This window comes from Paenimyroides ceti (assembly GCF_030409925.1).
Map to the genome: position 1 here is coordinate 1,258,972 of NZ_JAUFQU010000001.1, position 12,808 is coordinate 1,271,779.

Here is a 12,808-nt window from a genome sequence, read left to right on the forward strand (position 1 = left end):
TACTATCAATATTCATTTAAAGCAAATTCTTATGTTTCATCAAATAATCCATTGCTTCTTTTACAGCCTGTTTGCCATCTTTTGGATAAAACCCTAATTCGTTTCTTGACTTAGAGATATCAAAATCCTGTTGCAGGCCGGAGAACATTGCAATTTCCTTGGTGGTTAGCACAGGTGGTTTCCCACTTAACTTTGCCGAATACTCCATCAGTCCTGCAATAGCGTAGAGCACAAACTTAGGAACACTGCCGGGTACTTTGAGTTTTAAATCAGGATAGAGCTTTTGTGCCAATTTAGTGGTATCGCTAATAGTCATACATTTTTCATTGGCAAGAATATATCGTTCTCCTGATCGCCCTTTTTGTGAGGCTAGATAACATCCTTCTGCTACATCTTTTACATCTACCCAGTTCAAAGTAATCTTGGTATCCATAGGAATTTGCTTGTTTAGTATCAATCTCAAAACACCATACGAAACATTGAGGGGAAGAAAAGCTTCACTGCCTATCATCGCTCCGGGCATCACGGATACCAGTTCAATCCCCAATTCTTTAGCCAATTGAAAAGCTAGCTTCTCCCCATCATTTTTAGAATTGTAATACATATCCCTGCGATCAGGGTTGTATCCGTTGCTTTCCTTTGTAGGCAGATTGGTATAATCCAAAGCTGCAATAGAACTTACATAAACAATTTTCTTTACACCAGCTTCAGCGGCTGCTTCTATCGTATAGCGAGTGCCCTGCATATTCACATCATAAATCTCTTTCTTTGGGTCTTTTGCCCACAACTTGAAAGCTGCACCTACGGCATAAAACGTATCAACACCTTGCAAGGCTCTAACAAAGGAAGCTTTGTCTGTAATATCCGCCTGCACCACTTCGCAATCCAATCCCTTAAAACATTCTTTATTGTTGATATTACGAACAGATGCCCGAACCTGAAATCCTTTTTTGATTAGTAACCTTGCAAGATTATTTCCCAAATGTCCATTGGCTCCCGATACCAATACTAATTTATTATTTGTCATATCCATTGATTTTAAATGATAGGGCAAAGTTCAGCCTTGCTCATTCAAAACCACTTCACAAATGTTACCTAATAATCTGCTTGCGGATACGGCTCAGGCTTTTGGGGTTCATCCCCAGAAAAGAAGCTATGTACTGCATCGGTACATTATGAAGAACCTCGGGGTATTCTTCCATCAGTTTAAGATAGCGGCGTTCCGCAGTAAGTGTAGCCAATTCTTTGGAACGATTTTCATTGTAAGATAAAGATTGCTGAAACACCAGAATACTGAAGTCTTTAAATGAAGGGCTTTGTTGGATAAGCAAATCAAGGTCGGTCTTTGTAATACGTAAAAGTTCACATTCTGTAATACATTCAAGGTTTTCGTCAGACTTCTTTTGATTGACAAAATTAGCATAGGAAGTAATGAAGCCCGGTGGGCAATTGATGTGTGTTGTTACCTCATCGCCTTTATCGTTGTAATGAAACAACCTCACAAACCCCGATACCACAAAATACAAATAGCCGGGTATCTTTCCTTCTTCTTCAAGAATGCGGTTTTTAGGAAACAATACCGGTTCAAAATATTGAATGCACAAATCTCTTTCTAAGTCTGAAAGAGGTACGCTTTGTGTCATAAGTTGAATAAGCTGATTGTGCATACTGTAAAGATAAAAAAACCTATTACTATGCAACACGAGGATTACACATATTTTTATCAAATTTAGCCAAACACTGCCAGCCAGAGCCATTAACTGCCACATTCTCTCAGCTACTAATCATAGACTTTAAATTCACGCCCGAACATTAAAACTTAAAATAATGCAGGGAGAAGACGATTTAAGAGGTTTAGCCAAGATTATGGCTTTTATGAGGGCAGTAAGCATTCTCATCGTATTGATGCACCTCTATTGGTTTTGCTACGGTTTCTTCATAGAACGTGGCTGGACGTTAGAAGTTATCAACAAGATACTGGGCAATTTCCAACGAACTGCCGGTCTGTTTTCACATACACTTTACACCAAAGTATTTGCAATAATATTGTTGGCGTTAAGTTGTCTGGGGACCAAAGGCGTGAAGAATGAAAAAATAACCTGGCCCAAAATTTATGTGGCTTTGGGAATTGGATTTGTGCTGTTCTTTCTGAACACATTCTTATTGAAGCTAACACCAATCATTGGTACATTCTTTTATATCCTCACGCTTGCTTTGGGATATATTGCCCTGATGATGGCAGGTGTATGGATCAGCCGTTTATTACGCACCAACTTGATGGATGATGTTTTCAATAATGAAAACGAAAGTTTCCAACAGGAAACCAAATTGATGGAGAACGAGTATTCTGTCAATCTACCTACAAAGTTTTATTACAAGAATAAATGGAATGACGGCTGGGTTAATATTGTCAATCCTTTTCGGGCAACGATAGTTTTAGGAACTCCTGGTTCCGGAAAATCCTATGCCATTGTTAATAATTATATTAAACAACAGATCGAGAAAGGTTTCTCAATGTACATCTACGATTTTAAGTTTGATGACCTTTCAACCATTGCCTACAATCATTTATTAAAGCATCGGGATAAATATAAAGTGCAACCGAAATTCTACGTCATCAACTTTGACGACCCACGCAAGAGCCACCGTTGCAACCCGCTCAATCCAGTTTTTATGACGGACATTTCAGATGCTTACGAAGCGGCTTATACCATAATGCTAAACCTTAACCGTAGCTGGATACAGAAGCAAGGGGATTTTTTTGTGGAAAGTCCAATTATCTTGTTAGCAGCAATCATTTGGTATCTGAAAATCTATGATAATGGTAAATACTGTACATTTCCACACGCCATTGAATTGCTGAATAAAAAGTATTCAGACGTATTTACGATTTTAACTTCCTATCCCGATTTGGAAAATTATCTGTCACCTTTTATGGATGCCTGGCAAGGTGGAGCACAGGATCAATTGCAGGGTCAGATCGCATCTGCAAAAATTCCATTGTCAAGAATGATTAGCCCACAGTTGTATTGGGTAATGACAGGGGATGATTTTTCGCTCGACATCAACAACCCGAAAGAACCCAAGATTTTATGTGTAGGTAATAATGCCGACCGTCAAAATATTTATTCCGCAGCATTAGGCTTGTACAATTCCAGAATTGTAAAGCTCATCAACAAAAAAGGGCAATTAAAAAGTTCCGTAATCATAGATGAGTTGCCCACCATTTACTTTAGGGGGCTGGACAATCTAATCGCAACGGCGAGAAGTAACAAAGTAGCAGTTTGTCTGGGATTTCAGGATTATTCGCAGTTAATAAGAGACTATGGAGATAAGGAAGCAAAGGTTATACAAAATACTGTAGGTAATATTTTCAGTGGTCAGGTAGTTGGCGAAACAGCAAAAAGCCTTTCGGAGCGTTTCGGAAAAGTATTGCAAAAACGTCAAAGTTTATCAATCAATAGTAATGATACTTCAACTTCCATATCGACACAGTTAGATAGTCTTATTCCAGCTTCCAAAATATCAACCTTAACGCAGGGTATGTTTGTAGGTTCTGTTTCCGACAATTTTGATGAACGTATTGAGCAAAAAATATTTCATGCTGAAATTGTCGTTGACAACGAAAAAGTAGCTGCTGAAACCAAAGCTTATCAGAAGATACCAGAAATATTATCTTTTGTTGATGAACACGGTGAAGACAATATGAAACGGGATATTGAGGCTAATTACAGACAGATAAAACTTGATATAGTTCATATTATCGAAAGTGAACTAGAACGTATTAAGAACGATCCTGATTTACAGCATTTGGTGCAAGAAGAATAACAAAAAAAAGATATCTTTTTCAGATAGCTTTTTTTTGTTTCAGATACCGCTACATTACCCGTAATCGTACAGAATGTCCTTGTACATCATTAATCTTAATGGTTTCTTCATGGCGTTCAGTCTCCTGATTTTTAAGGTCGGGAGCAATGGATAATTGTATTTTCCTTTCAATAGCAGCCAGTTCCGTTTTTAGTTCGCTTAACCTGCTTTCCTTTGTCCATACACCGTTGACCACTTCTTGTAATACAGGCAGATCTTTCTTTAGCTCGTTAATTTTTTTCTGCTCCTGTTCCATAAGCCCTGGTATTTTTTCCAGCGCATTAAGGAAATTCATTGATGCAGTTTTCGGATCGCTTGCCATATTGCCATTGTTATAGGTGTATTTAATACCGCCCTCACCCTGAACAAAAAAACGATTGTTTCGCTCCAATGTTTCAGTATCCTTATCGGATAGTTCGGTTTTTACCAGCAGTCTGAAACCGTAAAGCGTACCGATTTCTTCATATTGCCCTGCGGTCCGGGATTTTAAAGACAAGTGGTTCAGCTTCTCACCAATCTGTTTTACATCTGCATTGGCGGTTAGTCCATCAAGATGAACAGGGTTTAATATCATTCCATCAGGATGTTTCTGTATACGTTGTTGCAGATTATCCCAATCCACTTTCATACGGTCAACTCTGTTTTGGGTAGTTTCCAATATTTGTTGGGCATCTTCCATTTTGTACTTGGAGCTGAATTTGGAGCGGTTGAATGCCTGTCGTTCGCTCTCCAGTCCGGCAACCTGTTTTTCCAGTTTTGCCTTATCCAACAGATCGGTATTTCCGGAAAGAATGGCGACGTATTCTGAAAAGTTCATTCCCGATTTTTCGTCCATACTTCCCTCGTCAATTGTACGTTTTCCGAGATTGTTGTTTTTCAACTGGTCAATGAATAGCTGTTTATTGTACAGTAGATTGAACTTATAACTATCCAATGATTTTTCTACGGCATAAATAATTACGTCCACCTTATTGCCTGCAAAGAATTTAGCAATCTCATTGCCTTTGCGTATTGCCCTGCCGTCCCTTTGAGCAAGATCGCTCGGTCGCCAAGGTGTGTCGAGGTGATGGATGGCAACCGCTCGTTTTTGAGCGTTAACACCGGTACCGAGCATGTCGGTAGAACCGAACAATACCCTGATCTTGCCTTCGTTCATATCGCTGATGAGCTGCTTACGCTGCCTGTCATTTTTTGCTTCCTGTATAAAGCGGACTTCGTGAGGTGGAATACCGTGGTCGTGTACTAGCTTACGCTTAATTTCTCCATAAACATTCCATTCTCCTGGCTTATAAGTTCCCAGATCGGAAAAAACAAACTGTGTACCTTTCTGTGCATTGAAATTGTTGTAGTAGCTCGCAATCTTTGTCGCACAGTGGGAGGCTTTATTGTCCGGATGGTCACCATACTTTTGGCTGACCATCCGCATATCGAGCGACATTTTTCGGGCATAGTCCGTTGCGATAAGCATTTTTGCCTTTTCTTCCCTGTCGGTGAGCGGTGCCCTGCCCAATAATGTAGCATTACCAGACTTGGCAAACTCCATCAGGTTCTTGATAAAAACTTCCTGATCTGGCGTGGGTGGAATATTGTGCAGGATCTCATTCTTTTCCGGTCGGTCTATACCAATGTCCTTTGCTGTACGATAATCTGTAATTTCAGAATAGAACTGTGCCAACTCAGGAACTTTGATGAAATAGCGGAAACGCTCTTTTTGTACAATATTGTTGGCAACCGAAAATTCATAATCGGTCGTCTTTCTCGCATAGATGGCAGCCCACGCATCAAAGCAATTAATGCCTTGTTTTTCCAATGCCTGTGGACGCAGGTATTTAAAAAGCAGGTATAACTCAGTCAACGAATTGCTGATGGTAGTGCCCGATAAAAAAGTTGCACCAAGATCTTTTCCAGTATGGTCCTGAATGGTTCGCAGAGCAAATAACAGGTTCAGGGCCTTTTGGCTTCCCTGCATATTACCCAGTCCCGCAACACGCTCATGGCGGGTATTGAACATCAGGTTTTTAAAGCGGTGGCTTTCATCCACCAGCAGGTGGTCAATGCCCATCATCTTGAAATCAACTACATCATCCTTACGGTTTTCGATATCATGCTCTAAAGTTTTGAGTTTTACTTCCAGGTTCTGCTTTCGGACGATAACGCCTTTGAGCATACCCCTTGAAATCTCATTGCCCTGAGCTTCCAATGCCGCAAGGTTATCTTCCACGCTGTCCAGTTCCGTTTGCAGAATTTCTTTCTGCATCTCCGGTGATTGGGGGATCATTCCAAACTGGTCGTGTGTAAGGATGATACAATCCCAATCGTTATTCTTGATGTCTCCGAAAATACGTTGGCGTTTCTGTGGAGTAAAATCTTCCTTGCCCGGATACAGGATTTTTGCGTGCGGATAAGCCGTACGGTAGGTTTCGGCTATTTCATGAACATTGGCTTTCAGCCCGATAATCATCGGTTTATGTGCCATGCCCAAACGTTTCATTTCCTGAGCTGCGGTACACATGATGAGTGTTTTTCCGGCACCCACTTCATGGTCACAGATGGCACCGCCGTTGAGCTTAATCATCCATACGGCATCTTTCTGGCTGGAATAAAGGTCTTCAATACCCAGGGCTTTTCTGTCAAGACCCGGAAAATCTTGATGGCTACCATTGTACTGCGGACGTACAAAGCAGTTGAATGTATTATTGTACTGGTCGGTCAGCCGTTTTTTAAACTCATCGTTCTGGGCGTGTAGCCACTCGCTAAAAGCCGTCCTGATTTCATCGATCTTTGTATTGGCCATTTGTATGGCTTCCATATCACGCACCTTGACTTCCTTATCATCAATGGTGATTTTTTTGGTGATATCGGGCGTGGTATTAACCAAGGCATGTTTCAACAAAGCAATACCATCATAGGTACGACTTTCGGATTTTACGGCAAACTTATCACGTATATGAACATTCTTTTGGTCGCAGTTGATGGCAAAATCATCGGAGCTTTCCGAATAATGGATACGCACCTCGGTATCGTACAGGTGCGATGCAAACCGGGCATAGATACCCGTAGGTATCCAGCGTTCGCCAAGGTTGAAGTCCAGTTCTTCAAATTCTATCCTTCTGGGGCGAGCCTCTTCCAGTGCTACAAAACTTTCCTTGGCATCACTGTCATTAGGATTATTTTTAATGTAAGCCTCTACCTGAGTGGCTTTTTCTACTACATTGCCCGAAACCCAACGTTCCGAGATTTCATATTCGCTTTCCAAGGGATTATAAAAAATACGGCCGTGCAGTTCCTGCTTCAAGTCATCCGATGTCATCCCGCTGATTTTAGCCATGTAGTCCAGATCTACTTTACCGTACTGGTTTAGCGAAGCAGCCAATGCTTCATCCGGATTATCGGTAGCCAGTGTATGGGTGGAAAAGCTGACGGGGCGTTGAAAAAGGTCGGCCTTATGGATTACTCCGCCCACAACACGTTCCAGATACGGAACTTCTTTTCCGGCACTGTCGGTTTTGATCAGTTTGATGTTCTCGGCACTGTTTAGGCTTCCAAATTGTTTGACGAAGGCATCGTACAGCTTGTTCAGCGTTTCACGTTCTGCGGAATGTTCTGTCTTCAGTTCTGCTTCACGGTTGTAAAGCGTGTGGTAAACATCACGCAGATCTACATATGCCTTTGCTCTCGATTTTTGTAATGTTGCCAGTTCCAAAGGATGGAACATGGCTTTATCAGCCTCAACATCTACATTTCTTAGATAACCCACAAAACCATTATCTACCGCAAGGCACTCATCACGATGGAAGACTTGAACCGCTCCACCATAGGGAGCTGGATTAGGTGTTGGAGCCCTGAGCGAGGAATTTCTCAATTCCGTTGTTTCTGACGGATTGTTATTTGTGTTAGATTGGCTAAACAAATCGCCATATATTTTATCATTACCGGATGGTTGTGCTGGTCTGGCGATATTGGGTCTTAGCTGGCTTTGCTGAACAGGAACAGTATCAAATAAGCTCGGCGTGTTAGCACTCTTACTTCGCCTTGTTCCGCTTGCTTTCTTTTTGGTTTTTGGAGTGCTGATGTTTGTCGCAGAAATTTGCGGAGCCTCAAAGAGATCGAACAGGTTCATTTGTACCTGTGAACCATTATTTTTTTGTGGTTGCGTAGCAGGTTTTATTTCAGCTTTTGGTAATTCAATAGTTTCTTTGGGAAGAACAGGCTCAGAAGGTAGAGAAATGATAGGCTGAGTTATGCGATCTTCACGTGGTAGACCTTTGTAAAGATTTATGTCGAGGTGAGCCGCGAAATCTGTAGCCAGCATCCTCTTCAAATCGGTTGCTATGCCATCGACACCGCCTTCATGTTCAAAAATGGTGGTAGGCTTACCATATGGATCGGTAGCTTTATAGGATTTAGTATGAATGCTAAGAGCCGGATTATTCAGCAGTACATTAACTGAAACATTTTCAGCATTGACTTGTGTATCACAAAACAACTTTTCCCTTGCAGACAGGTTGCCTTTTTCAGTATGCTTTTGCAGGATGATCAGATCGCTGCCTACTTCGGTACCTGCATAGTCGGTAAAGAGATTATTGGGTAAACGGATGGCTGAAACCAGTTTATGGTCTTTCATCAATGCCTCACGGATTGCCAAATTACCAGGACTGTTGAGTACGCCCTGAGAAGTGATAAAAGCAAGAATGCCACCTTCACGGAGCATATCTCCACCTTTAAGGAAAAAGTAATTATGGATGCTCCGGGCTGCCTGTACCCTTGCAGGATCTTTGCCACGGGAGTAAGAAAGGTCGAATATGGAGGTGTCTCCAAAAGGGATATTGCTGGTTACCAGGTCATAACTGCCCTTTTCCCTGTCGGGTATTTCTTCAAATCTGCTGATACGGATATTGCTTTCTGGGTAAAGCTGTTTTAAAATCTTGCCTGTCAGCAAATCCTTTTCATAAGCAGTAACGTTTGGTTGCTGGTTTCCCGAAAAAGATTGTATAAATGAGCCGATACCTGCGGATGGTTCTAAGAATTTATCAGTCTTGATACCGCAATCCCGCAATGGTGAAGAAACGGCATCTATAACTTGTGGTGGCGTATAAAAAGCTGTTAACACAGAACTTTTCATACTATCCACATACCTGCGGTATTGTTTATCGTCTTGGGAATTTTCTTTTAACAACCGGTGGAGTTCTTGCGTAATCGGAAAAAGGTCGTGTTCGGTCTTTCTCCAATTATTGATGTCAATTTGATCTGCTATGGGGTTCAGTACGAATTTAAGACCACCAAATCCGCTGTATTGCATCATTAGCAGTCTTTCGCCTACGGTGGCTTGACGATTCTCCTTTTCCAGTTTAAAAGCAATTCGTAAGGCATCAATGTTCTGTTGGAGATGTTGCTTTTTACTGAAGCCCATTTTCCTCTATCCATATTGCGATAGTTCCGGTTATTTCGGTATAGAGTAAATCAAACTCATAACTGTAAGCGAAATCATCGGTTAGTTGATATTTGAAGAAGAAAGGCTCGCAGATTGGGAACATTTTAAGAGCAAACGGTCGCAACTCCTCATCTGCCATAATGGTATCAAACTCATTGCATATCACTTGGAAAACCGTGTCAAACTTGGAGAAGTGCAAGCCCTCAAAGAGTATATAATTGGCAATCTCATCACATTGGTCGATAGCGTTTCCGGAGTGGAATGCACCCTCATAAGCATTAGCAGCCCACGAGGAGCGTTGGTCGATAATTTTTTGGTCATGGGCTTTTTCAGGGAAGCTACTGTTGAGGTGTTCTTGCAGTCGTAACCTGTAATACGACAAGTCTTTTTGCTGTGTGCTCATAGTAAATTTGTTTAGAATTTTTGCGTAAATCCTAAAATTAGAACAGACAGTAATAGCCTTTAAAGAAGTGGTAGGATTTGGCTTTGAGAGGTAGGATTTGGCGAAATAGGATATAAAAAAACCTCTGAATATTCAGAGGTTATAATTGTCCGTTTAAGAGTTGAAGCATTCTTAGGACTTCAATATCCATTCGGGAAAATCCAAACCATTTTTTTCCCAAGTCTTTGAGCGATGCCCCGATATGGTACAGTTCCGTTTGGTCTATTATCAAAAATCGGTCGTGAGCATCGGGAAAAGTTTCAATTTCAATCGGGGCATATTGGATGTTATAACGTTGTAGGTCCAGCCGTAGCTGATTGGTGATAGCTTTAGTGTAGATTTTTGCCGTTACATTATCCTTACGTTTACCTAACAAAGTCAGTACCGTATCATCAGCATAATTATCGAGCAGGATAATGGAACTTTCGGCACTTCGGATAATGTCAGATACAAAGGTATAGGCATCAAAGATCTGTCCGTTGTAGAAAATACCTTTTTCACTTTGTAACTTTCCGCTTTCCATAGCCTTAAATATTTCCTCAAATTTTTGGTCGGCTTCCAGTTGCTTCACCTCAATGTTATCCAGTCTGTGAAACAAAGCGGCGTTGCTGATAAGCATTCGACGCATTTCTACAAAAGCATTCATTATTTCAATACTAACTTTTACAGCAATATCGCTACGTAGCAGTGCAGACATCATTGCCACTCCTTGTTCTGTAAAAGCAAAGGGCAGATAACGCCGACCGCCCCGTCCACCGTTTGAGGTGCCAAATTGGTACCTCAAAGATTTAGCTTCCTGTTCTGTAAGCTGAAAGCAGAAATTTTCGGGAAAACGGTTCTCATTTCTCTTCAAAACCCTATTTAATGCTTTCGTTTCTACCTGATAAAGTGTTGCCAGATCAGTATCGAGGATAATCTGTTTATCTCTAATAGTGTGGATAAGCGGTGCAATCTCCCTTTGTGATATGATAAGATTAGTCATTACCTTTTTGTTTTTTTCTTCTTATCAAATTCGAAGGAACTCTCGGCTTGCTCTCTTAACACGATATAGGCATCAAATTTCTTACCTGCCTTGCTTTTCATTCCTTGGATAAGTGAAGTTTTACCGTTATTAACGAGGCTTGTTATATCGGCTACGCTTAATTGTACCTCACAGACTTTGCGAAACTGCACCCAATTACAATTTTCGTCAGGGCATTTTACAATCTTGTCACGGATTATAAGCTGCTGGCTTTTGCATTTCGGACAAATAAGTTTAGGCAGGTTTTCGTTGGCAATGGACGTTTGTAGTAGTTCGTTTGTTATGGATTTCGCATAGGTTTCCATTTCTCTTTGAAATACTCTCACATCAATCTCATTATTTTCGATTTTCTGTAAAGCAAGTTCCCATTCTGCAGTCATTGCTACGTCTGCAATTTTTTTATCTTTTACCAATCCATATACCTGTAATCCTTTCTCTGTAGGGATTAAAGATTTCTTTTCCCTTTGGATATAGTTACGGGTAAAAAGGGTTTCAATTATTGCAGCTCTTGTAGCTGGAGTACCGATACCGATATTTTGCAGGGCTTTCCGTTCGTCTTCGTTTTCGATTTCCTTTCCGGCATTTTCCATTGCCGACAATAGACCGGCTTCGGTAAAAAGCACAGGTGGTTTTGTTTTTTTTTCCAAAACGGAGGCTTCCTGTATTTTCAGTTCGTCGCCCTTTTTTAAATCGGGCAAATCCTGTATTGGTTCAGTGTCTTCTTCCGAGAAAGTTCCCTTTATAGAACGCCAACCGGCTTCTAAAACTTTACAGCCTTTCAATATAAAATCGTAATGCGATACTTCCAACACTATATCCGTTACCTCTTTGACACAAGGTTGTGATATGGCTTCGAGCAGACGAAAGGCAATCATATTATAAACCTTTGTTTCGTCTGCATTAAGGGCAGATGGTATTTTATCTGTAATCAACAATCCGTGATGGTCTGTTACACGCAGGTCATTTACAATTCGTTTATTGAAACGTCCCCATTTTAATTTGGATAGAGCTTGTTGGAAATTCTCGTTGTCCTGTAATGCTCTTACAAGGTTGGGGATTTCAGCCCACATATCTTCGGGAATATACTTGCTTCCTGTACGTGGATAAGAGATAAATTTCTTTTCGTACAGGCTTTGGGCAATATTGAGCGTTTGTTCGGCAGACAGGTTCAGCTTTTTGTTCGCTTCTTTTTGCAGTCCTGTCAGATCAAACAATAAGGGCGGCTGTTCTGTAGTATTCTTGCTTTCAACAGATACAACCTTGGCAGTTCCCTGTCTTTGGATTAGACGTAAGGTATCTTCTGCCGATTTTTGTTCGTCCCATTTGCTTTTGGAAATACTTTTGAAATCAATATCCTCTTTCTGGTGCAATAGTTGAATTTGCCAATACTTTTTAACAGAGAAGTTTTTGTTTTCCAGATAACGTTTGCAAATCAAAGCCAGTGTTGGTGTTTGCACTCTGCCCAGAGAATAAACACCGTTGCCTGCTACGATGCTCAATGATTGTGTAGCATTGATCCCGACGAGCCAATCGGCACGGCTTCTGCCTTGTGCAGCTTGAAACAAGCCGTCAAATGCTGCCCCGTCTTTCAGGCTGTCAAATCCTTGTTTTATGGCTTTTTCGGTAAGCGAGCTTATCCAAAGCCGTTCAAATGGTTTATGGCATTTCAGGTACTCATAAATGTACCGAAATATGAGTTCGCCCTCACGTCCGGCATCGGTAGCAACGATAATACTGTCGCTTTTATGGAATAGTTCTTTGATTACTTTCAGTTGCTTCAATGCTCCTGTATCGGCTTGGTAGCCTTTATCCTTTTTGACCTTGCGGACAGTCAAAATAAACGGGTTGGGGAGGATTGGCAATGATGCTTTATCAAATCCCGAAATCCCGTAGTCTTCGGGCATTCCCAGACCTATGAGGTGTCCGAACGCCCACGTAACAAAATAGCCATTGCCCGTTAGATAACCGTCCTTTTTATCGGAAGCTCCCAACAAGCTGGCTATTTCTCTTGCTACGCTTGGTTTTTCTGCGATAACTGTTTTCATAG

The 12,808-nt window shown here is 41.2% G+C and carries 7 protein-coding genes; 1 reads left to right on the forward strand and 6 read right to left on the reverse strand.

All coding sequences use genetic code 11. The features are described 5' to 3' along the window. Positions 1-16: 16 nt before the first annotated feature. Positions 17-1,027, reverse strand: a complete 1,011-nt coding sequence (locus QW060_RS06070) for an NAD-dependent epimerase/dehydratase family protein (protein WP_290362753.1) — start codon at positions 1,025-1,027, stop codon at positions 17-19. A gap of 64 nt (positions 1,028-1,091) precedes the next feature. Beyond that, a complete protein-coding gene (locus tag QW060_RS06075) occupies positions 1,092-1,769 on the reverse strand; it encodes a Crp/Fnr family transcriptional regulator (RefSeq protein WP_290362754.1) in 678 nt (225 codons plus the stop codon). A 58-nt stretch (positions 1,770-1,827) separates the two neighbouring features. Here QW060_RS06075 and mobC point away from each other — a divergent pair, with 58 nt between their 5' ends. Continuing rightward, positions 1,828-3,828 carry a conjugal transfer protein MobC gene (gene mobC, locus QW060_RS06080; protein WP_290362755.1) on the forward strand — a complete coding sequence of 667 codons (2,001 nt, stop codon included), beginning with the start codon at positions 1,828-1,830 and terminating at the stop codon, positions 3,826-3,828. Between the two features lie 49 nt (positions 3,829-3,877). On the opposite strand, the gene QW060_RS06085 is transcribed toward mobC, so the two are convergent. From QW060_RS06085 to QW060_RS06100, 4 genes are all read right to left on the reverse strand, one after another. Beyond that, positions 3,878-9,277: a helicase-related protein gene (locus QW060_RS06085; protein ID WP_290362756.1), complete on the reverse strand. Its 5,400-nt coding sequence runs from the start codon at positions 9,275-9,277 to the stop codon at positions 3,878-3,880. Beyond that, positions 9,264-9,701 carry a DUF1896 domain-containing protein gene (locus QW060_RS06090; protein ID WP_290362757.1) on the reverse strand — a complete coding sequence of 146 codons (438 nt, stop codon included), beginning with the start codon at positions 9,699-9,701 and terminating at the stop codon, positions 9,264-9,266. Before QW060_RS06090 ends, QW060_RS06085 begins: the two co-directional genes overlap by 14 nt. Positions 9,702-9,840: 139 nt before the next feature. Beyond that, positions 9,841-10,722 carry an ORF6N domain-containing protein gene (locus tag QW060_RS06095; RefSeq protein WP_290362758.1) on the reverse strand — a complete coding sequence of 294 codons (882 nt, stop codon included), beginning with the start codon at positions 10,720-10,722 and terminating at the stop codon, positions 9,841-9,843. Further along, complete coding sequence (locus QW060_RS06100) at positions 10,722-12,806, reverse strand: type IA DNA topoisomerase (protein WP_290362759.1); 2,085 nt, start codon at positions 12,804-12,806, stop codon at positions 10,722-10,724. Before QW060_RS06100 ends, QW060_RS06095 begins: the two co-directional genes overlap by 1 nt. Positions 12,807-12,808 lie beyond the last annotated feature (2 nt).

Bases quoted from the DNA above. Each gene is read 5' to 3' on its own strand.
- mobC (WP_290362755.1), top strand. From the start codon at position 1,828: ATGCAGGGAGAAGACGATTTAAGAGGTTTAGCCAAGATTATGGCTTTT.
- QW060_RS06100 (WP_290362759.1), bottom strand. From the start codon at position 12,806: ATGAAAACAGTTATCGCAGAAAAACCAAGCGTAGCAAGAGAAATAGCC.
- QW060_RS06095 (WP_290362758.1), bottom strand. From the start codon at position 10,722: ATGACTAATCTTATCATATCACAAAGGGAGATTGCACCGCTTATCCAC.
- QW060_RS06085 (WP_290362756.1), bottom strand. From the start codon at position 9,277: ATGGGCTTCAGTAAAAAGCAACATCTCCAACAGAACATTGATGCCTTA.
- QW060_RS06075 (WP_290362754.1), bottom strand. From the start codon at position 1,769: ATGTGGCAGTTAATGGCTCTGGCTGGCAGTGTTTGGCTAAATTTGATA.
- QW060_RS06090 (WP_290362757.1), bottom strand. From the start codon at position 9,701: ATGAGCACACAGCAAAAAGACTTGTCGTATTACAGGTTACGACTGCAA.
- QW060_RS06070 (WP_290362753.1), bottom strand. From the start codon at position 1,027: ATGACAAATAATAAATTAGTATTGGTATCGGGAGCCAATGGACATTTG.